Origin of the sequence: Variovorax sp. LG9.2 (genome assembly GCF_035018885.1) — a bacterium.
Taxonomy (GTDB): Bacteria; Pseudomonadota; Gammaproteobacteria; order Burkholderiales; family Burkholderiaceae_C; genus Variovorax.
Genome location: NZ_JASJXB010000040.1, coordinates 20,954 through 40,181, shown reverse-complemented (window position 1 = coordinate 40,181; position 19,228 = coordinate 20,954). Strand labels below are relative to the sequence as shown.

The following is a 19,228-nucleotide window of genomic DNA, read 5'->3' as shown; positions in this document are numbered from 1 at the left end:
CGGCGCTCAAAGCCGTGCAGAGCATCCCAAACCAATGAGCGGACAGCGCCTGCGCCGATGCACCACGACTGCAGCCCGAGGAGACGCGCTGCATCGAGCGCGGCCATCAGCTCATTCGACGAGGCCACCATAGCAGCAAGGCGTCGCTCAAGGTGCGGCTGCGGAGTGAAAGTCATGATTCGATCTTGATCCCGACAGGCACACGGAAGGACCGCTTCTGGCACGATTGCAGCCGAGCTAACTAAGCTGCGTCATCAGCATAGCCCTTGCCCGAATGCAAGTAGCGCAGAGAGGCACCGTACTCTGCAGCTAAGGCCTCAGCCCTCGCAAAAAAGACCAGAGCATCTTCGGACGGCCTGAACTTCGCAAAGACGTCGATCACCAACGTCCTGCCCCGTGCAGTTGGGTAAGAGGCGTAAATCTCGCCGGACTCGATGTAGCCAAGGTACGCATTGATCTTGTCCTGTAGAAGCCGAAGGTGATAAGTGCTCCAAGGCAGGTGATCGAAGATGCTTAGGTGGACCTCGTTGGTTCCTGTGTCAGTACCTACGGCGTCAACGATAGATGTGATTTCGACGGTCATCAGAAAGTGTGCAGGAAGGTCCGCTTTTGGCGGCGCTACTCGGCAGCAAGAGCGGAGGGCCAGTGCGGCGCTTCTCGCCAGTGCACCCCTGGACCAAACGGTCGCCCATGCTTGAAGCAAAGAAACACGTCGACGACCGCGGCAGCTTGAAACCATTCGTCCGAGCGAAGGGTCAATTCCCCGCCGCTAAACGCAAGCACCGTCCCATCTGGAAACACTGGACTCGGTTGGTCGTGAAAAGCACGCAGCCTAATTGACGCCGCCACATCAAACTTTTCGATCATGCAGGTCACGCCACCGCCAGCTACCTGCACATAGTTGCCTGCTTCGTCTGTCAGCGATGCATAGGAGTTCGGGCCGTAGCTGCGCAGCTTCAAAAGCCGGATTTCAAGCTGGCTGTCTAAGGGATCAACGAGAGCTTCGAGGCGCTCCATTTCAAGCTTCATGATGAGGTGATGGTCAATGTCTGCTAACAGCCGTGATTGGTGCCTACGGTCGTTTCGATGGGTCTGCGACTATCTGCCTAAGGTGCTCCCGGTAGCCGTTGCGTAGGTCTTTAGGGATGTAGACGTACTTCAACAACTCTTCAAGCATGTTTGGGTACAGATGAAGCGGCGAGTTTGCGGCTTTAAGGCTATGTCGCAGCTTCACGGTCGAGCGCCGACGGTTGCCGAAGAATGCGTTTTGCCAAAGGAGAGCACTCCTGGACGGGTGCTTCGCGCTGTCGATGACTTTCTCCAAATACCCACCATGGAGACGAAACTTATGCGGAGAGCATTCCGTGCTTCCCGTCAACATCGCATGTGCATCTTTTAGCAGCTGCTGTTCGACGATCGGCAAGGCCTTTCCGAAAACATCAAGCACTTGGCAATATCTACGGATGTCCCATACCGTCATGTCCAGTTCAAGAATTGGGTACCCGAGCACGAAGTAGGACACGTCCAGATAGCGGTACTCGCCATGGGCAGCGATGTGCTCCAGGAACTTTCGGCTTTGCGGCCGCAGCACTGGCTTCCACGGCAGCTGTTCGACGAGGCGCAAAGCAGCATTGATGTCATGGCGCACATCTGCTGCTGCAACGCGGTTAACTAGAAGGATGTACTTCAGATACTTCTCAAGCGCCTGCTGTGCAGACCACATTGCCTGAGGCATGAGCTCTGCGCGATAGGCAAGCCTGGCGGCGATGTAGTCACCATCCGCTATGTCCCGAAACGAGCGCGTAGCGAAATCGTTGATCCTGCGGTCCAGCTGGTCTTTCTTCTTGTCCATCGCGCGCCTTAAAAAACAGGTTGCTCATCCGGATTGGCCTAGTGATTAAGAGCTGGTTGCAGGCAAATTCCGCCTCGATGCCGACGGGCAGCTTCTTGCCCGAATGCAGTCGCCCCGCTAAATCTTGAACGCCCGCTGAATATCCTCCCGCACCAGATCCACATAGTCCCGGTGCTTGCGGATATACCCCGCGATGAACTGGCACACCGGTATCACATGCAGCTTGCGTGCACGCGCGTCGTCGAGCACGTGTTTGGCCAGGGTCGAACCGACGCCTTTGCCTTCGAAGGTCGACAGCACTTCGGTGTGCGTGAACATGATGGCGTCGGTGAGCAGGTTGTATTCGGCGTAGCCGGCCAGCTCGTTGCCGATGTGGGCTTCGTAGCGGTGCTTGGCGGTGTCATCGGTGAGGGCGATGTCGGTGGTCGGTGCGGTCATGAGTGCGGGGCTTTCCAAACGTCTCGAATTGGTCTCAAGACTGGCGCGCCATGAAGGCAGCGAGGTTGGTGGCTGCGGTCTTCCTGACCTTGTTGCGCAACGACGGCGACCAGCCGAGCAGCAGGCCGGGCGTGCCGAGCGCCTGGCGCGCCCAGGTCCAGAACGGAAAGCTGTCGTGGTGCGTGGCGATCAGGCCTTCGGGCGTGAAGGTCATGCGTGCGTCGATGGCGTTGTCGACGATGCGGCCAGTCGCGCTGAATCGGTAGTGCGCGTCCCAGTGGGCTTTTCCGCTGGTGTCGTCGGCCGCGACGTCGCGATACGTCAGCTTCCATACGTCGGCGCCTTTGGCTTGGGTGCCGGCGCACAGCATGGTCCACATGCCGCCGACTTCTTTCCGACCACGCAGCGTGAACACCTCGTCTTCGAAGGTCACGTCGGGCGCGTAGCACGCGCTCATGGTGGCGGCGTCGAGCTTGGCGAAGGCGTCGTAGAAGCGGCGGATGGTTTGTTCATTGGTCGTCTTCATGGCTCCCCCTGCGATGTCGTTGTGGTGAATGGGTCGATTGCGGCGTTGGACAGACGAGGCGCTAGTTCGGCAGCTGCAACATGAGCACCAGCGTCTGCAAAGCATGTCGCACGGTGGCCGCGCGCACCTCGGCGCGGTCGCCATCGAATTGCCGGCGCTCGCTGCGAATCTGCCCGCCGACCGACCAGCCGAACCACACGGTGCCGACCGGCTTGTCGGGCGTGCCGCCACCCGGTCCGGCGACACCGGTGACAGCGACGGAGACCTGCGCTTTCGATCGAGCCACGGCGCCTGACGCCATCGCCTCGACCACTGCCTGGCTGACCGCGCCCTGCGTCGCGATGAGCGATGCGTCGACACCTAGCAAGTCGGTTTTGGCCTCGTTCGAATAAGTGACGAAGCCGCGCTCGAACCACGCGCTCGAACCGGCGAGGTCGGTGCAGGCAGCGGCGATCATGCCGCCGGTGCAACTCTCTGCGGTGGCCAGCATCCAGTGCTTTTGCTGGAGCAGGTCGGCGGTCTGATGGACCAGTGGATCGATCGTCATGCGCTCACCACGCCTTCCATGCGGCGATGACCAGCAGCGTGCAGAACGCGGCCACCAAATCGTCGAGGATGATGCCGAAACCTGCCGCCCACCATGACGGCTCGACAGCATCGCGCTGCTTGAACAAACCGTCGGCCCACGCGACCGGTCCGGGCTTGGCCGCATCGAAGAAGCGGAACAGGCCGAAGGCGATGGCCTGGCCGAGCAAGCCCGCCGGCGCGATCATCCACAGGATGATCCAGAAGGCGATCACCTCGTCCCACACGATGGCGCCGGGGTCGGCGATGCGCATGTTGCGTGCGGTCACGGTGCAGGCCCACCAGCCGACCGGCAGCGACACCAGAATGATCCAGCCGATGGTCGACGGCACGAACCAGCGCTGCATCACGAGGAAGCCGACCCAGGCCCACAGCGTGCCGACCGTGCCGGGCGCGATGCGCGGCAGGCCGGAGCCAAAGCCGAGTGCGATGCAGTGCGCGGGGTTCGACAGCATGAAGCGCACTGTCGGGCGGCCGGGCAGCGGCGCGCGGGCTGCATCGGCGCGGGTCGCGCCGTTTGGCGGAAGGTCTGAAGGTTCTACAGGGGGCAGCGACTCGGTCATGAAGGGGGCGCTGCGGAGCGTGATGCTCTCGCTTGGGCGCGCCCCTCCATGGTATCGGCTGCAGCGTGTGGCGGGCCACGGCAGGGCCGGAGAGGCGATCAGGCGGCCCGCGCGAAGAGCGCATAGACGCGTGCGGTCGGCCCGGCTGCCAAGTTGAGCGCCAGTGCCCACAGCGCGTTGCCGGGGGTGATGAAGCTCAACACGATCGTTAGGACACACGAGGCGAAAAGCACGACCAGCGACACGCGCCGGTCCAGCCAATGCGCGTCGCGCACCGGGTCCGGCAATACCGACATCAACAGGAACCCTGTCGCCGCCACCAGGCCGATGTTGGCCGCATACAGGGCGGTCGCCGCGGCATAGGCTGTGAAGCGCCCCATCACCACCGTTGAGAACGGCAGCAGCGTCACGAACAGCAGGTACAGCAGGCACCACCGGGCGTAGCCCGCGCCGACAACCTCGCTGCGCGACCGCACCTTGATGAGCGAGAGCCAGCTGACGCCGAGCAGGTAGAAGCTCAGCAGGTACGGGATCAGCTTCGGCGTCAGCGCCAACAGCGCATGAACGAGCGATGCCTCGTCGGTCGGGCTGCCGATCTCGTCCGGAATGCGCAGGTCGAGCACAAGCAAGGTCATCGCCACGGCAAAGATGCCGTCGGTGAGTGCTTCGAGGCGGTTCTTCGGGTACATCGGCCTGCCGCTTTCGTCAGTTGTCGGTTGTCAGGCGAAGTGATCGAACGAAGTGAAGTGCTGCGCGACGGGTGCGCCGCGGGCGTCGACGATGCGCAGGCCCGGCGCGGCTTCGATGTGCCCAATGCGCGTCACTGCAGTGGCGGACCTGATGCCCGCCTGCAAGACCGTATCGCACGCCGCCACGGGCGCGGTAAACACAAGCTCGTAGTCGTCGCCGCCCGAAAGCGCGCACGTCCTGAGGACCTCCCTGGTGAAGAGATCGGCCGAGCCCGGCGCGTGCTCGTTGGCTGCGACGAGGGCGGCAGCGGCATCTGCATCCAACTGGGCACCGACGCGACTCGAAGCCAGGATGTGCCCGAGATCGCCGATCAATCCATCACTCACATCGACCGCAGAACTCGCGATGCCGCGCAGTGCGATGCCCAGTGCCACGCGCGGCGTCGGCTGCTCCATACGGCGACGTGCCCGCTCGAACACTTCCGCACTCAGCGCCAGCGTGCCGCGAAACGCCTCCAGCGCCAGACGCGCATCGCCCAGCGTCCCGCTAACCCAAACGTCGTCGCCCGGCTTCGCGCCCGAGCGCAGCAGCGCCGTGCCGGCCGGCACTTCGCCGAACACGGTGATGCAGATGTTGAGCGGCCCGCGCGTGGTGTCGCCGCCGACCAGCTCGCACTCATGTTCATCGGCCAGCGCGAACAGTCCCCGCGAGAAGCCGGCGAGCCATGATTCGTCGACGGCCGGCAAAGACAGCGCGAGCGTGAAGGCGAGCGGTGCCGCACCGCAGGCCGCGAGGTCGCTCAGGTTCACGGCCAGCGCCTTGTGGCCGAGCCGCTCCGGCGCCACGGTCGACAGAAAGTGTCGCCCCTCGACCAGCATGTCGGACGACACGGCCAGCTGCATGCCTGGCGCCGGCGCCAGCAGCGCACAGTCGTCACCATTGCCCAGCGGGGATCGCTTGGCAGGCCGCGCGAAGTAGCGCTCGATCAGATCGAATTCGCCCATCTCCGGCCTGTTCAGGTGCCGGCGCGAAAGCGCAGCGACGCTTGGCGCACGACTTCTGCCAGCAGGCGCTCCTTGCCCTGCTTTTCGCGCAGCCAGCGCGCGTCGTTGCGGTTGGCCTCGACGCTGGTGCGCAGCTGGCCCAGCGCCTGCGTCGCGTTGAGCGCTTCGCTGTGCCATTCGAGTTGCGTCATCGTCATCAGGATGTGGTCGCGCAGCGGCATGTGCTCGCCGCTTGCCGGGTCGACATACACCGCGTCGAGGCCGAAGCGGCAGGCCTGGAACCGGTTGTAGGTGTAGACCAGGTAATCGTCTTCGGTCGGCTCGAAAGGCTGCTCCTGCAGGAACCAGGCGGCAAGCGATTGCACGTAGCCGGCCAGCGCCGCGGCACGCTCGATGGTCAGCGGCGTGTCGAACACGCGGATCTCGATGGTGCCGAACTCCGGTTTGGGCCGGATGTCCCAGTAGAAGTCTTTCATGCTGCGCACGACACCGGTGCGGGTCATGCGCTCGAAGTAGTTCTCGAACTCTTTCCAGCTCAACGTGAAAGGCGCGCGGCCCGACAAGGGGAAGGCGAACACCGAGTTGAGCCGCGCCGAATCGAACTGCGTGTCTTGCCCCTGCACGAAAGGCGACGAGGCCGACAGCGCAATGAAGTGCGGGATGTAGCGCGACATGCGGTGCAGCATGAGCAGCGCCGCGTCGGCATCGGGGCAGCCGATGTGTACGTGCTGGCCGAAGATAGTGAACTGCTTGCTCAGGTAGCCGTACAGCTCCGACAGCTCGCGAAAGCGCGGCTTGTCGTAGATGCGGCGTTCGTGCCATTGCTGAAAGGCGTGCGTGCCGCCGCCGACCACCGCGATGTTGAGCTTGTCGGCGTTGCGCACCAGCGCATCGCGAATGGGCGACAGCTGCGTGAGCACGTCCTGTGCCGAGTGGCAGATGTCGGTCGAGATTTCGATCATGCTCGACGTCATCTCGGGGACCACGCTGCCCGGCAACGGCGTTTGCGCCATCAGCCGCAGCATGTCTTCGGCGTACGGTGCGAGGTCGTAGTCGTGCGTGTTGACGAGCTGCAGTTCCAGCTCGACGCCGAGCGACAGCGCCTCCGACTTGTTGAAGGGCTCGAGCTTCACCACGCGGCCGGCTGGCGACTTGGGTGCGTCCGGCAGCGCGGGCAACGGACCGCGGTTCAAATTGATGCTCATCGTTGCGTCTCCTCTGCGGTCATGAACGCCTCGGGCGTCCAGGGCAGCGAGCTTTCGCCGGCGCTGTGAATCGCGATGGTCGCGAGCACGGCACCCAGCACTTCCATCAGCAGGATGGCGGGCAGCGCGACCTGCGTGATCATCGCGCCCAGCAACGGCGATGCAGTGACGAAGCCCGACGCGATCAACAGCGCGATCGACGACAGCGGCGACATTGCGCAGCCGACCCAAAGCGCCTGCTTCCAGCTCGCGCCGCTGCCCGGGTTGGCAATGGCGACGCCGGCGATCTTGGCTGCGAAGCGCACGCTGATGACGGTGAGCACCACGCTCGCGACCGGCAGGCTCCAGTCCGCCTGGGCGGCGACGATCGACACCAGCACGAACATGAGCATCGTCAACAACGACGCTGCGGTGCCGAGCTGGCGCGGCCACGCCCACGGCTTGGGATTGAGTTGCTTCAACAGCACGCCGCCGATGAGCGCGGCCAGCGGTGCCGAGCCACCGACGTGCGCCGTGAGGGCCGCACCGGCCGCGATGATGGCCAGCAGCAGGATCGAGGTGTTCTCGCTGGTCGGGCTCATGAAGCGCAGGGCCGATCGCAAGGCCAGCGCCATGACCGCACCGACCACGAACGACAGGCCCAGCACCACGCCCACCGGGTAGAGCTTTTGCACCAGCCCCTGCGGCGCTCGCTCGATCAGGCCCGCCTGCGCATAGCCCAGCGCCAGCGCATAGAAGGTGTTGAGCGTGGCCAGTGTCATCGCCCGATCGGTCACCGGGCCGGAAGCGCGGGTGTCCATCAGCACGCGGCTCAGCACTGCGGGCGAGGCGACGATCGCCATCAGCGCGATCGGGTTGGCGACCGGGTCCGGAATACCAAGCCAGTGCAACGCCCAGAACACGCCGAAGTACGTCAGCGAGGCTTCGAGGATGCTTTGCAGCAGCACCATCGGGTTGTAGCGAAACCAGCGCAGCGGCAGGCGACCGCCCGCCTCGAACAGCACGATCGCCACGCCGAGCTCCAGCAGGTACAGGCTGATGCCCTGCAGCGGCCAGAGCGCACCTTCGAAACCGGCAAAGCCGACGATGGTGCCGACGATCGAATAGCCGACCACCTTGGGCATGCCCATGTAGCGCTGCACCAGGTGCCCGGCGGCCGCGGCCACCGCCAGCAGCAAGGACCACAGCACGATCGGCAGGCCGGCGGTCGGCCGCGCCCATTCCGCCCAAAACGCCATGAGCTCGTTGGTCATGACCGTGAAAGACGGGAGCGAAGAGAAGAAAGACATCATCGGAGAAACTTCATCCGGCGGGGTTGCGGCGACACCGCCACACGCGTCAATGCAGCACGCGGGTGCTGGGCCGACCGTCCGAATTGGCTTCGAGCACGAACATCGGGATGGGTACGTCGAAGCGGTCGCCGGCTTCGTTCACCACGAAGAAGCTGCCGTGCATGGTGCCGCTGGGCGCCTGCAACCGGCAACCACTGGTGTAGCGGAACGACTCGCCGGCTGCGAGCAGCGGCTGCTGGCCGATGACACCGAGTCCCTTGACCTCCTGCGCGTGACCCGAAGCGTCGTTGATGAGCCAGTGGCGGGCGATGAGCTGGGCCGGCACCTCCCCGGTGTTGGTCACCGTTACCGTATAGGCGAAGGTATAGACGTGGTCTTCCGCCGACGATTGCTCGGGCAGAAAACGGGGCTCGACCTTGACGGTCATCGTGCTGTCGGACATGCGGCGATGGTACCCGCAGCCTGCTTTGCGACAATTGGAGAATGAGCACCACCGCCCGCCAATTCCGCATCTCACCCTCCATCCTGTCCGCCGATTTTTCGCGCCTTGGCGCCGAAGTGGCGCAGGTCATCGCCGGCGGTGCCGACTGGATTCACTTCGACGTCATGGACAACCATTACGTGCCGAACCTGACCTTCGGCCCGATGATTTGCCACGCGCTCAAGCCGCACGCCAAAACCGCCGCCGGCGTTGCGGTACCGATCGATGTCCATCTGATGGTCGAGCCGGTCGACGCGCTGGCTGCATCGTTCGCCGAGGCTGGCGCGGACTTCATCAGCTTTCATCCCGACGCGTCGCCGCACACACACCGCAGCATTCAGGCGATCAAGGCGGCCGGCTGCAAAGCGGGGCTGGTGTTCAATCCGGCGCGCGGGCTGGAGGTGCTGAATTGGGTCATCGACGACATCGACCTGATCCTGATCATGAGCGTCAACCCGGGCTTCGGCGGGCAGACCTTCATCGACACCACGCTGCGAAAAATCGAGGACGCCCGCAAGCGCATCGAGCAGAGCGGGCGCGACATCCGGCTCGAAGTCGACGGCGGCATCAAGGTCGACAACATCGCCCGCGTGGCGAGCGCCGGGGCCGATACGTTCGTCGCGGGCAGTGCCATCTTCACCCAGCCCGACTATGCGTCCGTTATCTCTGCGATGCGTGCCGAACTTGCCGGCGCCGCCCCGGCCCGCGACTGATCCCCCTGCGCGGGATCAGCGCTTGCTGACCTTTTCGTTGTAGACCTTGTCGGTGACTGGGCTGGTGCCGGTGTCGACCAAGCCTCGTTCCAGGTCTGCGTGACCTTGCTTGCCGACGCGTGGCGGCGCGCCATCCGCAGTTTCCTGACTGTCTGAGGATTGGTCGCGTTCGTGTGGCAATTTGGGCGCCGAATTGCCACCCTGCTGAACCTTGGTCTTGCCGCTTTCGGCATCGTCCACCGGTCCGGGCTGTACCGAATCGATTGCGGGCTGGGACGGTTTTTTGCTTGCCATGACGCTGCTCCTGTGAAGATCTCTCTATCGCATGATGTTCGCCTGTCCCCGGTAGGACCGTCCTGCCGGTCGCTGTAGGATCGTTCGATGACATCGATCCATGCTGTTGTGCCGCTGCGAATCCACAGCTTCGAATCGACCGCCCGCGGCCCCCGGCTGATCGTGCTCGGCGGCGTGCACGGCGACGAAATCTGCGGCACCGTCGGCATCAAACGGGTGCTGGCCGAACTGGACGGCGGCACGTTCACCTTGCTGCGCGGCACGCTCACCTTGGTGCCGGTGGCCAATCCTCTGGCGCGACAACGGCAGCGGCGCGAAGGAGAGCGCAATCTCAACCGGTTGTTCCAGCCGAGCACCGCACCGGCCGACTACGAAGCGCTCATCACCAACCTGCTTTGCCCTTTGCTCGACCGGCACGACGTGCTGCTCGACCTGCATTCGTTTCAGAGCGCGGGCGATGCGTTCGCGATGATCGGTCCGCGCGACAACCACGGCGGGCTGGAGCCGTTTTCGCGGGCGTTCGAAGAGGGGCAACTGGCATTGCACATCGGGACCTCGCGCGTGGTCGAAGGCTGGCTCGACATCTACGCCGCCGGCCTGGCGCACCGCGCAAGTTTGCCGGGTGGCGCGCCGGTCGACGATGCCGCGCTGGCGTTCGGCTGGGGCACCAACGAGTACATGCGCAGCCAGGGCGGCTACGGCGTCACGCTCGAATGCGGACAGCACCGCGATCCGGCTGCACCCGATGTCGCGTACCGCGCGATCGTGTCGGCGTTGCGAGCGCTAGGGATGATCGAACACGCTGAAGGCGCGCCGACGCAGCCGTACCGGCCGGCCCTGCTTCGCCTGGTCAGCGTGACCGACCGCACTCACGAAGAAGACCAGTTCGTTCGCGAATGGGCGACCTTCGACGCGGTGGCGCAGGGCGAGCCGATCGGCGTGCGCGAAGACGGCGCCATGCTGTACGCCGAGCGCGATGGCTTCATCGTGTTCCCGAATGCCGAGGCGCTGCCGGGTACCGAGTGGTTCTACTTCGCGGTCGAGAGCGATCGGGTGCTTTAGCTTCGTTCCTACAGGTGTGATGCTGCGGTGCGCCTACTGTCAAGGGATGGAGGATTCTCAAATGCCCGATTCGAAACCTGCCCCGCGCGTTCTCTGGAAAGGCGCCATCAGCTTCGGCCTCGTTCACATCCCGGTCGCGCTGTACTCCGCGACCACCGACAGCGGCATCGACTTCGACTGGCTCGACAAGCGCACGATGGACCCGGTTGGCTACAAGCGCATCAACAAGAAAACCGGCAAGGAAATCGACCGTGAGCAGATCGTCAAGGGCATCGAATACGAAGACGGCCAGTACGTCGTATTGAGCGATGCCGAGATTTCGGCCGCCTACCCCAAGACCACGCAGACCATCGAGATCGAGACCTTCGTCCCGGCCGCCGGCATTCCGTTCGTCTACCTGGAGCGGCCGTATTACGTGGCTCCCATCAACCGCGGCGCCAAGGTCTATGCGCTGTTGCGCGAAACCCTGCAACGCAGCGGCCGCATCGGGGTGGCGCGCGTCGTGATCCAGACCAAGGAACATCTGGCAGCGCTGGTGCCGTCGGGCGCCGGGCTGGTGCTGAACCTGCTGCGCTGGGGCACCGACATCCGCTCCTGGAAAGACCTGCCGCTGCCGGCCGAAGGCGCGAAGCAGGCGGGCCTTTCGGACAGCGAACTCAAGATGGCGAAAGCGCTGGTCGAAGACATGAGTTCCGACTGGGACCCGGACGCTTTCAAGAACTCGTTCAAGGACGCGATCATGAAGCTGGTCGATCGCAAGGTCGAAGCCGGACAGACCGAAGCGGTCGAAAAGCTGCAGCCGATGGAGGCAGCGGATGCGGGAAGCAGCGCCAAGATCATCGACCTGACCGAATTGCTGCAGCGCAGCCTGCGCAAGGGCGGCGCCAGGGCAGCTCAGGATGCGCCCTTGTCCGGCGGGGCCGAGGCAGCGACCAAAAAGCCGGTTACCAAGCCGGCTACAAAAAAGGCCGCGCCGGCAGCGGCGAAGACATCTCGGCGCCGCGCCGCCTGAGCCTTTCAAGAGGCGCCCGAGCGCCGCCTGAGATCGCTCGGGGGCTACTGGACGATCTCGTCCGTCGTCACTTCGAACCGCTGAAGCGTGTTCGCCCCGAACACCATGCTGATCGGCACGTCCGCCGCATCGCGACCGCGCGCGATCACAATGCGCCCGATGCGCGGCGTGTTGTGCCGCGCATCGAAGGTGTGCCAGCGGTTGCCCAGGTACACCTCGAACCAGGCGCTGAAGTCCATCGGATACGGCACTGCCGGAATGCCGATGTCGCCGAGGTAACCGGTTACGTAGCGCGCCGGAATGTTCATGCAGCGGCACAGCGTGATCGCCAGGTGTGTGAAGTCTCGGCAGACGCCGACGCCCTCGCGAAAGCCTTCGAGCGCGGTGCGCGTGGCGCGGGCGCGCTGGTAGTCGAAGCGCAGATGGCGGTGCACGAAATCGCAAATCGCCTGCACACGGTGCCAGCCCGGCGCAACGTTGCCGAAGTTGGCCCAGGCGAACTGAAGCAGCTCGCTGTCGACCTCGCAATAGCGGCTCGGCAGCACGAAGGGCAGCGTCGATACCGGAAGGTCGGACGGCGCATGCGCGATGGCGCCGTAGTCGACCGGGTCGGCCCAGCCGCTGTCGAACACCACCGCTTCGTTGCGCAAACGCACGCTGCTGACGCCAAACGGAACATGGACGCGGGCGCAATGGTTTTCGAAAACGTCCTGGTAATGGTCGGTCACCAGGGGCGGGCTGATGGTGATGTTCTCGCCGGCCGGGATGTCGGCGGCACGTGACGGATGCACCTGCAGCATGTAGATCAACGCCGTGGGAGCGGCAACGCCGAGTTCGATGTCGAAACCGATTTTGATGAGCATGTTGGCGTTTCTCTGAGGACAGGAGCTGGAAGCAAAGCAGTTTTGATGCCTGCAGTCCATCTGCAGGTTGCGAGCATCCTATCGGGCACCAAAGTCACCCCGCGTGGGCCGTGGCCGGTTCGCGCGTAGGTGCCAGCGCGGAATGGTCGGCACGGTCCTACCTTGCTTCCCTCGCAACTCCCACACCGGCGCACGCGTGCTCACTACGGGTAACGGAGCGTGTGAAACGTAAATTTCATGCCATCAACAGGAGCTGATCATGGGGCTGTCGTCGTTGTGGGGTGTGTTGAGTAGCGCATCGGTCGATGACGCGCTGGTTTGGGGCGTTGCGATCGTCTCTGCGTTGGTCGCTTTGCTGGCGTTGGTCAATGCGCTCGACATGTTCCTGGATGCCGAAGCCGGCTAGCTTTTTCTAATTTGTTTCCCGGTGCCACATGCACCTGGATTTCGGTCCCCGAAGGATTTCAATGACGCCCCAGAACAAGGGAGCCGCAGGCCGTCGGCCCAAGCCTTCAGCCAAAGCTGCCGCCAATGCCGGTGCCAGCGCCAAGCAAGAACAACTGGCCGGCTACACGACCGACAGTGCGCCGGAGCTGACGACGAATCAAGGCCTGCAAATCCCTGACAACCACAACTCGTTGAAAGCGGGTTTGCGCGGGCCTACGCTGCTCGAAGACTTCATCCTTCGAGAAAAGATCACCCACTTCGACCACGAGCGCATTCCGGAACGCGCCGTCCACGCCAGGGGTTCCGCGGCACATGGCTACTTTCAGGTCTACAAGTCGATGTCGCAGTTCACCAGTGCCGACTTCCTGCAAGACCCGTCGGTCAAGACGCCCGTTTTCGTGCGTTTTTCGACCGTGGCGGGCGAGCGCGGCTCGGCCGATACGGTGCGCGACGTGCGCGGATTTGCGGTCAAGTTCTACACGCAGCAGGGCAACTACGACCTCGTCGGGAACAACATCCCGGTGTTCTTCATTCAGGACGCGATGAAGTTTCCCGACCTGATCCACGCAGTGAAGCCCGAGCCGCATCACGCGATGCCGCAGGCGGCCAGCGCGCACGATACTTTTTGGGACTTTGCTTCGTTGATGCCGGAGTCCACCCACATGCTGATGTGGGCCATGAGCGATCGCGCCATTCCGCGCAGCCTGCGCATGATGGAAGGCTTCGGCGTTCATACGTTTCGCTTTATCAACAGCCGCGGCGAGAGCCACTTCGTCAAGTTCCACTGGAAGCCGAAGCTCGGCATTCATGGCCTCGCCTGGGACGAAGCGCAAAAGATCGCCGGCAAGGACGCCGACTTTCATCGCCGCGACCTGTGGGAAGCGATCGACAAGGGCGACTTTCCGGAATGGGAGCTGGGCGTGCAGCTCATTCCGCCAAACAAGGAGCATTCGCTCGGCTTCGACTTGCTCGACCCGACCAAGCTCATCCCGGAAGAGATGATTCCGGTCCAGCGCATCGGCAAGATGGTGCTCAACCGCAATCCGGACAATTTCTTCGCCGAGACCGAGCAGGTCGCGTTTCACCCCGGTCATGTGGTGCCTGGTATCGATTTCTCGAACGATCCGTTGTTGCAAGGCCGGTTGTTCTCGTACACCGACACGCAGATCTCGCGGCTAGGAGGCGCTAACTTTCACGAGCTGCCGATCAACAGGGGCGTATGCCCGTTCCACAACTTTCAGCGCGACGGCATGCACCGCCAGACCATCGCACGCGGTCAGGTTGCTTACGAGCCGAACACGCTCGGCAACGGATCGGAATTCAGGGTCGACGGCAGCGACAAGGGATTTCACTCCTTCCCCGACGAGTTGGAGCCGCCCAAGATTCGGCGTCGAAGCCCGTCATTCGACGATCACTTCACGCAAGCTCGCCTGTTCTTCAACAGCCAGAGCACGGCCGAGAAAGAGCACATCGTCGCGGCCTTTCGCTTCGAGCTGTCGAAGCTCGACGTGCCCGCCATTCGACAGCGCATGGTCGACAACCTGGCGCATGTCGACGAGAAGTTGGCGCGCCGTGTAGCCGAGCCGCTTGGCATCGGGGTGCCCGATGCCAAGGCCGCGGCCGGGCGTTCGGGCTTTCGCGACCACCAGATCAGGCTGCCCATTTCGGAATCGCCGGCACTCAGCATGGTTGGCAGCGGCGACGGCTCGATCGAGACGCGCAAGGTGGCGATCCTGGTGGCCGATGGCGTCGACTCCGCCTCATTGAAGCCGATCCGGGAAGCCATCGAAGCAGCGGGCGCGCAGTGCAAGGTCATCGGTTTGAGGCTCGGCACCGTGACCAGCAGCAGCAAACGTCAGATCGACATCGACGCAACGTTCACCAACATGCCGTCGATCATGTTCGACGCGGTGCTCGTGCCGGCGGGCAAGGACAGCGCCCAGGCTTTGTCGCGCAGTGGCGATGCAGTGCACTTCGTGCTTGAAGCGTTCAAGCATTGCAAGGCGATCTGCGCGGTGGGCGAGGGGGTGGCGCTGCTGTCGACGCTGAGTCTCGATGCGGGCAAGGGGGATGCCAAGAGCGGCGGCGCCGCGGTTCCGTCCGGTGTAGTGATTGCCGCGACCCCGGCGACCAACATGGGCGACCTCACCGCAGCACAGCAGGTGGCGCGCGATTTCATTGCGGCAATGGCCAAGCACCGGCACTGGGATCGCGCCGACATCGACGCTGTGCCTGCCTGAGGACGGCAGCACGCGCTGGGCCAGGCTGGCCAGTCAGCGCGCCAGGCTGGCCCGAACGCGAGACCACAACTCGGCGCGCGCGATCGGCTTCGTCATAAAGTCGTCCGCGCCCGCGTCGAGGCCTGCCTGACGCTCGGCGGCGTCGACCTCTGCACTGATCAGGATGATCGGGATGTGTCGGGTCTCGTCCGATGCCTTCAGCGCCCGCGCGCGCGTGACCGTTCATGCCGGGCATTCGCACATCGAGCAACACCACGTCGGGCGTATGTTGCGCGGCCAGCGCCAGTGCCTCGGGTCCATCGGCTGCACTGAGAGTGGCGTAACCCTCGGGCGCGAGCAGCGCTTCGAGCAACCGGCGGTTGGCCACGCGGTCGTCGACGATCAGCACGGTGGCGTCGGATGTATTCATATGCATCTCATGCCAATAACTTGTTGATGGCCGCATGCAATTCCTGGTAACGCAAGGGCTTGGCGATGTACGCATCGCAGCCGGCGGCTTCCGCCTTCGCCTGGTCGTCCTTCATGGCCATGGCGGTCAATGCGATGACCGGAATCGCCGCCGTCGCCGGCGCGCGCTTGAGCAGCGCCGTGGCTGCCAGGCCGTCCATGCCGGGCAACTGGATGTCCATGAGGATCAGGTCGGGCTGCGCATCGCGCGCCATCATCAAACCCACTTCGGCATCGGCCGCGCACAGCAACCTGTGGCCGGCGTTGCCTAGCAGCAGGCAGGTCAGCTTCATGTTCGCCGGGTTGTCTTCGATGATCAGGATGCAGGCCATGCTGTTCAATCCTTCGGCAGAACGCGACGCACTTCGTCGACGAAGCGGTCGTGGCCGAATTCGAGCTTCTCGATGACACGCAAGGCTTTGCCCGGATAGCTGTCGAGCGCGGCACGATGCTCGGTGGAAATGGGGCTGGCGGTCACCACCACGATCGGGATGTCGGCGGTATCGGGGTTGCGAGACAGCACGTCCACGACGTCCATGCCGTTGGTTTCCGGGATGGTGAGGTCGAGCAGGATGATGTCGGGCTTCACACGTTGCGCCAGTGCGATGGCGTCATCGCCGCCATAGGCGCGAAGCACTGCATACGCCGGCGTCGGTAAGAAGGCGGCGATGACATCGACCGCGTTCGGGTCGTCGTCCACGACGAGCACGGTGCGCGTTCGGCTCGCACCTGGTTGCAGCCCGAGGCTCGCCAGCGTTGCCTTCAGGTCGGCCCGGCTGATCGGTTTCTGCATGGCGGCGACCGCGCCGCGGCTCAGCGCCACGTTGCTGTCGGCCACGCCGGCGATGATCACCACCGGCAGATGCGCGAGGTCGGCGCTTTCGCGCATCTTCAACAGGAACTCCCAGCCATCCATGCCCGGCAGCTCAAGGTCGAGCGTGACCAGGCTGAGTGTCTGCATTGGCGCCATGACGAGCGCGGCTTCGGCGCTTGCGGCATGCAGCACGGTGAAGCCTTCGGCCTCCAGCAACAGGCGCACCAGGTCGGCCGCCTTGTCGTTGTCTTCGACCACCAGCGCCATGCGTTCGCTGCGAATGGCCGCCGCCGGGTGTGCGTTGCCATTGGTGGTCGCCATCACATGGGCCAACGGCGGCGTGGCGAGCAGCGGTAGCCAGACCGCAAAGCAGGCGCCTTGGCCCTCGGCGCTCGACACCGCGACAGTGCCAGCATGCAATTCGGCCAGTTGCTTGACCATCGCCAAGCCCAGACCCGTGCCGGCGAACTTGCGCGCCAGACTGCTGTCGATCTGGCTGAAAGCCTGAAACAGCCGCGCCATGTTCTCCCGCGAGATCCCGATGCCCGCGTCGCTCACCCGGATCTCTAGAAAATCGTCGTGCTCGCTGTCGGCCAGAGGGAAGCTTTGCACCGGCCATGTACCGGGCAGGGTGCCGACGCTGGCACGCGACACGCGCTGCACGCTCAGCACCACGCGGCCCCCGTCTCCACTGAACTTGACCGCGTTCGACAACAGGTTGTAGACGATCTGCTTGGTCTTTCGCATGTCGAGCCGCGACAGTCCGATGCCTTCGCCGGTTTCGAGGTCGAGACGGATGTGCTGGGCTGCCGCCTTGTCCTTGACGATCGACAGGCTGTCCTTCAGGAGGCGCGCGAGGTCAACCGTTTCCATCTCCAGGCTCATCATCCCGGCCTCGACCTTGGACAGGTCGAGGATGTCGTTGATGAGCGAGAGCAGGTGCAGCCCGCTGGTAAAAATATCGCCGATGTACCCCGTTTGCGTATCGCTCATGGAACCCATCAGGCCGTCTTTAAGCGCTTCGGAGAAACCGATGATGGCGTTGAGCGGCGTGCGCAGCTCGTGCGACATGGTCGCCAGAAACTCTGACTTCATGCGGCTCGCATGTTCCAGCTGCAGGTTAGTTTCTTCGAGCGCGCGCTCGAAGCGGCGGCGCTCGGTCACATCGCGCGCCGCCGCAATCACGCCTTGCAGTTCGCCCTCCCGATTGTGGAAGGTGGCGGCGTTGTACGACACCACTGTCTCGACGCCGTTGCGGGCGCGCACCGTGAGCTCGTAGTCGCTCACCCGGTTCTCCGTGAGCACGCGCTCGATGGCGGCATCGGCGCGGTCCGGATCGGTGAAGAAGTTGCGGCACGGTGCGCCGATCAGCTCGTCACGCGCCAGACCGGTGAGCGCCATCATTTGCTGGTTGACGTCGGAAATGATGCCGCGCGGGTCGGTCATCATCAGCGCGTCGATGTTCGATTCGATCAGCGATCGCGTGTAGAACTGCTGATCGCGTAAGCGTTGGTCGAGCTGTGCCTTGGCGGCTTCCACTTGCATCCGCGCCGTGTTGTCAGTCCCGATGAGCAGATAGCCGATGATGGTGTCGTGCGCATCGCGCAGTGCTGTGACAGAGACGATCGCCGGGAAGCGACTGCCGTCCTTGCGGATGTAGGTCAGCTCGTAGATGTCTTCGATTCCGCGCGATGCCTTGAACACCAGCGCCTCGAAGCCCGGCGTGATCTGGGTGCCGAGTTCGAGGCTCAACGCTGCAGCCCGCGCGATCACTTCCTGCGGGTCGGAGATGTCGGCCGGCGTGATGGTGTCGACCGTTTCGGCGGCGGTGTAGCCGAGCATGCGTTCTGCACCGACGTTGAAAATCTGGATGACGCCGCGGGCGTCGGTCGCAATGCTTGAAAAGTTGGCGCTGTTGAAGATGGCGTCTTGCAGCGCGCCGGCCTTGATGAGCGTCTCTCGCCGCCGAAATTCGACGATGCCTTCCGGGCCTGATGTTTCAGCGGTGTCCATGATTCAGGTGAACCGCGTTTCGGATCTGTCCGACGTGTGCGACTTGTCCGACGCGTGCGACTTGTTCAGGTCTGCAATCGCGACTGCCTTGCCGTGGGTGAATGCGGCGGCGCGGAACCGACTCGCCCGTTCGTTGTCCAGGGTGACATCGTTGGTTTCGGCGCGTCCGATCTTCGTCATCGGCGTTTGCGGCACCAACCTCTCTCTGGCACTTGAACCGTTGAGTTGAATCAGTCTGGGCATGGGTCGTTCCGATCTACACGTTTGGTGAGGTGCGAGACGGCTCCAACGGCTGCGGCAAACATACGGTCATCTGCAGTCGAAGGAAAAAACCGTGTCGGGACTTCCTCAAGAATTATCCAAATTCAGTTCCCCTGTACAACATTGCAAGTCGCAAAACTCTTTTGTATTTTCGACGTCGATACGAAAATTTATTGGGACTAAAGTTCTCGCATTGAAGATAAAAATACAGCAATAGAATCACTCAACTCCTTGTAGTCTAGAACTTGCCCATCCTAATAATGTAGTTCGAGACGCCGTCTATATCGGCCTCGCATCCCAGAACACTGTGCAAATACACCGCGAGAAATTGCCTTGGTCATGCTTTGTATTGGAAACAACAGTTGCAAAACTGAAACTAGTGAAACAGATAGGCCGTGTTCAACAAAAGCGCTTTTGATCGTCAAT

The 19,228-nt window shown here is 63.4% G+C and carries 24 protein-coding genes and 1 pseudogene; 5 read left to right on the top strand and 20 right to left on the bottom strand.

Features of this window, described 5'->3' with window-relative positions; all coding sequences use genetic code 11:
* The 13 genes from QN413_RS24685 to apaG all read right to left on the bottom strand — a co-directional run.
* On the bottom strand, window positions 1–131 hold a 131-nt coding region (locus tag QN413_RS24685), incomplete at its 3' end, for a nucleotidyltransferase family protein (RefSeq protein WP_323499255.1).
* Between the two features lie 110 nt (window positions 132–241).
* Entirely contained in the window at window positions 242–583 is a 342-nt protein-coding gene (locus tag QN413_RS24680; protein ID WP_323499250.1) for a DUF6572 domain-containing protein, read from the bottom strand.
* A 35-nt stretch (window positions 584–618) separates the two neighbouring features.
* Window positions 619–1,029: a hypothetical protein gene (locus tag QN413_RS24675; protein ID WP_323499249.1), complete on the bottom strand. Its 411-nt coding sequence runs from the start codon at window positions 1,027–1,029 to the stop codon at window positions 619–621.
* Window positions 1,030–1,072: 43 nt separating this feature from the next.
* Window positions 1,073–1,852, bottom strand: a complete 780-nt coding sequence (locus tag QN413_RS24670) for a HEPN domain-containing protein (protein WP_323499248.1) — start codon at window positions 1,850–1,852, stop codon at window positions 1,073–1,075.
* A gap of 117 nt (window positions 1,853–1,969) precedes the next feature.
* Window positions 1,970–2,290 carry a GNAT family N-acetyltransferase gene (locus tag QN413_RS24665; protein WP_323499247.1) on the bottom strand — a complete coding sequence of 107 codons (321 nt, stop codon included), beginning with the start codon at window positions 2,288–2,290 and terminating at the stop codon, window positions 1,970–1,972.
* A gap of 34 nt (window positions 2,291–2,324) precedes the next feature.
* Complete coding sequence (locus QN413_RS24660) at window positions 2,325–2,816, bottom strand: nuclear transport factor 2 family protein (protein ID WP_323499246.1); 492 nt, start codon at window positions 2,814–2,816, stop codon at window positions 2,325–2,327.
* A 61-nt stretch (window positions 2,817–2,877) separates the two neighbouring features.
* The gene (locus QN413_RS24655; protein WP_323499245.1) at window positions 2,878–3,363 is read right to left on the bottom strand and encodes a CinA family protein; all 486 of its coding nucleotides are present in this window, start codon (window positions 3,361–3,363) and stop codon (window positions 2,878–2,880) included.
* Window positions 3,364–3,367: 4 nt separating this feature from the next.
* Window positions 3,368–3,856: a phosphatidylglycerophosphatase A gene (locus QN413_RS24650; protein WP_323499254.1), complete on the bottom strand. Its 489-nt coding sequence runs from the start codon at window positions 3,854–3,856 to the stop codon at window positions 3,368–3,370.
* Window positions 3,857–4,062: 206 nt separating this feature from the next.
* Complete coding sequence (locus QN413_RS24645) at window positions 4,063–4,653, bottom strand: TMEM175 family protein (RefSeq protein ID WP_323499244.1); 591 nt, start codon at window positions 4,651–4,653, stop codon at window positions 4,063–4,065.
* A 30-nt stretch (window positions 4,654–4,683) separates the two neighbouring features.
* The gene (gene thiL, locus QN413_RS24640) at window positions 4,684–5,658 is read right to left on the bottom strand and encodes a thiamine-phosphate kinase (protein WP_323499243.1); all 975 of its coding nucleotides are present in this window, start codon (window positions 5,656–5,658) and stop codon (window positions 4,684–4,686) included.
* An 11-nt stretch (window positions 5,659–5,669) separates the two neighbouring features.
* Window positions 5,670–6,791, bottom strand: a complete 1,122-nt coding sequence (locus QN413_RS24635) for a YbdK family carboxylate-amine ligase (RefSeq protein ID WP_323499253.1) — start codon at window positions 6,789–6,791, stop codon at window positions 5,670–5,672.
* A gap of 68 nt (window positions 6,792–6,859) precedes the next feature.
* Window positions 6,860–8,116, bottom strand: a complete 1,257-nt coding sequence (locus QN413_RS24630; RefSeq protein WP_323499242.1) for a cation:proton antiporter — start codon at window positions 8,114–8,116, stop codon at window positions 6,860–6,862.
* Window positions 8,117–8,201: 85 nt separating this feature from the next.
* On the bottom strand, window positions 8,202–8,597 hold the full coding sequence (apaG, locus tag QN413_RS24625; RefSeq protein WP_323499241.1) for a Co2+/Mg2+ efflux protein ApaG: 396 nt from the start codon (window positions 8,595–8,597) through the stop codon (window positions 8,202–8,204).
* Window positions 8,598–8,638: 41 nt separating this feature from the next.
* Here apaG and rpe point away from each other — a divergent pair, with 41 nt between their 5' ends.
* The gene (rpe, locus tag QN413_RS24620; protein ID WP_323499240.1) at window positions 8,639–9,349 is read left to right on the top strand and encodes a ribulose-phosphate 3-epimerase; all 711 of its coding nucleotides are present in this window, start codon (window positions 8,639–8,641) and stop codon (window positions 9,347–9,349) included.
* A 15-nt stretch (window positions 9,350–9,364) separates the two neighbouring features.
* On the opposite strand, the gene QN413_RS24615 is transcribed toward rpe, so the two are convergent.
* A complete protein-coding gene (locus QN413_RS24615) occupies window positions 9,365–9,643 on the bottom strand; it encodes a hypothetical protein (protein WP_323499239.1) in 279 nt (92 codons plus the stop codon).
* 87 nt (window positions 9,644–9,730) lie between these two features.
* Here QN413_RS24615 and QN413_RS24610 point away from each other — a divergent pair, with 87 nt between their 5' ends.
* Window positions 9,731–10,705, top strand: coding sequence for a succinylglutamate desuccinylase/aspartoacylase domain-containing protein (locus tag QN413_RS24610; RefSeq protein WP_323499238.1), 975 nt, complete (start codon window positions 9,731–9,733; stop codon window positions 10,703–10,705).
* A 61-nt stretch (window positions 10,706–10,766) separates the two neighbouring features.
* The gene (locus QN413_RS24605) at window positions 10,767–11,717 is read left to right on the top strand and encodes a Ku protein (protein ID WP_323499237.1); all 951 of its coding nucleotides are present in this window, start codon (window positions 10,767–10,769) and stop codon (window positions 11,715–11,717) included.
* A 44-nt stretch (window positions 11,718–11,761) separates the two neighbouring features.
* Here QN413_RS24605 and QN413_RS24600 read toward each other — a convergent pair whose 3' ends face one another.
* Window positions 11,762–12,580 (bottom strand): transglutaminase family protein, encoded by an 819-nt coding sequence (locus QN413_RS24600; RefSeq protein WP_323499236.1) that lies wholly within the window; start codon window positions 12,578–12,580, stop codon window positions 11,762–11,764.
* 259 nt (window positions 12,581–12,839) lie between these two features.
* Between QN413_RS24600 and QN413_RS24595 the strand changes: the two genes are divergently transcribed.
* Together QN413_RS24595 and QN413_RS24590 are read left to right on the top strand one after the other, a co-directional pair.
* Complete coding sequence (locus QN413_RS24595) at window positions 12,840–12,986, top strand: hypothetical protein (protein ID WP_323499235.1); 147 nt, start codon at window positions 12,840–12,842, stop codon at window positions 12,984–12,986.
* Window positions 12,987–13,047: 61 nt separating this feature from the next.
* Entirely contained in the window at window positions 13,048–15,267 is a 2,220-nt protein-coding gene (locus QN413_RS24590) for a catalase (RefSeq protein WP_323499234.1), read from the top strand.
* A 33-nt stretch (window positions 15,268–15,300) separates the two neighbouring features.
* Here QN413_RS24590 and QN413_RS24585 read toward each other — a convergent pair whose 3' ends face one another.
* The 5 genes and pseudogenes from QN413_RS24585 to QN413_RS24565 form a co-directional block, all read right to left on the bottom strand.
* Complete coding sequence (locus QN413_RS24585; RefSeq protein WP_323499252.1) at window positions 15,301–15,426, bottom strand: hypothetical protein; 126 nt, start codon at window positions 15,424–15,426, stop codon at window positions 15,301–15,303.
* 115 nt (window positions 15,427–15,541) lie between these two features.
* Window positions 15,542–15,676: pseudogene (locus QN413_RS24580) on the bottom strand (DNA-binding response regulator); the annotation flags it as partial.
* Window positions 15,677–15,683: 7 nt separating this feature from the next.
* Window positions 15,684–16,046: a response regulator gene (locus QN413_RS24575; RefSeq protein ID WP_323499233.1), complete on the bottom strand. Its 363-nt coding sequence runs from the start codon at window positions 16,044–16,046 to the stop codon at window positions 15,684–15,686.
* Window positions 16,047–16,051: 5 nt separating this feature from the next.
* Entirely contained in the window at window positions 16,052–18,541 is a 2,490-nt protein-coding gene (locus QN413_RS24570) for a response regulator (protein ID WP_323499232.1), read from the bottom strand.
* 3 nt (window positions 18,542–18,544) lie between these two features.
* A complete protein-coding gene (locus QN413_RS24565; protein WP_323499231.1) occupies window positions 18,545–18,784 on the bottom strand; it encodes an FHA domain-containing protein in 240 nt (79 codons plus the stop codon).
* Window positions 18,785–19,228 lie beyond the last annotated feature (444 nt).

Excerpts from the sequence above, each read along its gene's own strand:
- QN413_RS24680 (WP_323499250.1), bottom strand. The coding sequence starts at position 583 with ATGACCGTCGAAATCACATCTATCGTTGACGCCGTAGGTACTGACACA.
- QN413_RS24675 (WP_323499249.1), bottom strand. The coding sequence starts at position 1,029 with ATGAAGCTTGAAATGGAGCGCCTCGAAGCTCTCGTTGATCCCTTAGAC.
- QN413_RS24670 (WP_323499248.1), bottom strand. The coding sequence starts at position 1,852 with ATGGACAAGAAGAAAGACCAGCTGGACCGCAGGATCAACGATTTCGCT.
- QN413_RS24665 (WP_323499247.1), bottom strand. The coding sequence starts at position 2,290 with ATGACCGCACCGACCACCGACATCGCCCTCACCGATGACACCGCCAAG.
- QN413_RS24660 (WP_323499246.1), bottom strand. The coding sequence starts at position 2,816 with ATGAAGACGACCAATGAACAAACCATCCGCCGCTTCTACGACGCCTTC.
- QN413_RS24655 (WP_323499245.1), bottom strand. The coding sequence starts at position 3,363 with ATGACGATCGATCCACTGGTCCATCAGACCGCCGACCTGCTCCAGCAA.
- QN413_RS24650 (WP_323499254.1), bottom strand. The coding sequence starts at position 3,856 with ATGCTGTCGAACCCCGCGCACTGCATCGCACTCGGCTTTGGCTCCGGC.
- QN413_RS24645 (WP_323499244.1), bottom strand. The coding sequence starts at position 4,653 with ATGTACCCGAAGAACCGCCTCGAAGCACTCACCGACGGCATCTTTGCC.
- thiL (WP_323499243.1), bottom strand. The coding sequence starts at position 5,658 with ATGGGCGAATTCGATCTGATCGAGCGCTACTTCGCGCGGCCTGCCAAG.
- QN413_RS24630 (WP_323499242.1), bottom strand. The coding sequence starts at position 8,116 with ATGACCAACGAGCTCATGGCGTTTTGGGCGGAATGGGCGCGGCCGACC.
- apaG (WP_323499241.1), bottom strand. The coding sequence starts at position 8,597 with ATGTCCGACAGCACGATGACCGTCAAGGTCGAGCCCCGTTTTCTGCCC.
- rpe (WP_323499240.1), top strand. The coding sequence starts at position 8,639 with ATGAGCACCACCGCCCGCCAATTCCGCATCTCACCCTCCATCCTGTCC.
- QN413_RS24615 (WP_323499239.1), bottom strand. The coding sequence starts at position 9,643 with ATGGCAAGCAAAAAACCGTCCCAGCCCGCAATCGATTCGGTACAGCCC.
- QN413_RS24610 (WP_323499238.1), top strand. The coding sequence starts at position 9,731 with ATGACATCGATCCATGCTGTTGTGCCGCTGCGAATCCACAGCTTCGAA.
- QN413_RS24605 (WP_323499237.1), top strand. The coding sequence starts at position 10,767 with ATGCCCGATTCGAAACCTGCCCCGCGCGTTCTCTGGAAAGGCGCCATC.
- QN413_RS24600 (WP_323499236.1), bottom strand. The coding sequence starts at position 12,580 with ATGCTCATCAAAATCGGTTTCGACATCGAACTCGGCGTTGCCGCTCCC.
- QN413_RS24595 (WP_323499235.1), top strand. The coding sequence starts at position 12,840 with ATGGGGCTGTCGTCGTTGTGGGGTGTGTTGAGTAGCGCATCGGTCGAT.
- QN413_RS24590 (WP_323499234.1), top strand. The coding sequence starts at position 13,048 with ATGACGCCCCAGAACAAGGGAGCCGCAGGCCGTCGGCCCAAGCCTTCA.
- QN413_RS24575 (WP_323499233.1), bottom strand. The coding sequence starts at position 16,046 with ATGGCCTGCATCCTGATCATCGAAGACAACCCGGCGAACATGAAGCTG.
- QN413_RS24570 (WP_323499232.1), bottom strand. The coding sequence starts at position 18,541 with ATGGACACCGCTGAAACATCAGGCCCGGAAGGCATCGTCGAATTTCGG.
- QN413_RS24565 (WP_323499231.1), bottom strand. The coding sequence starts at position 18,784 with ATGCCCAGACTGATTCAACTCAACGGTTCAAGTGCCAGAGAGAGGTTG.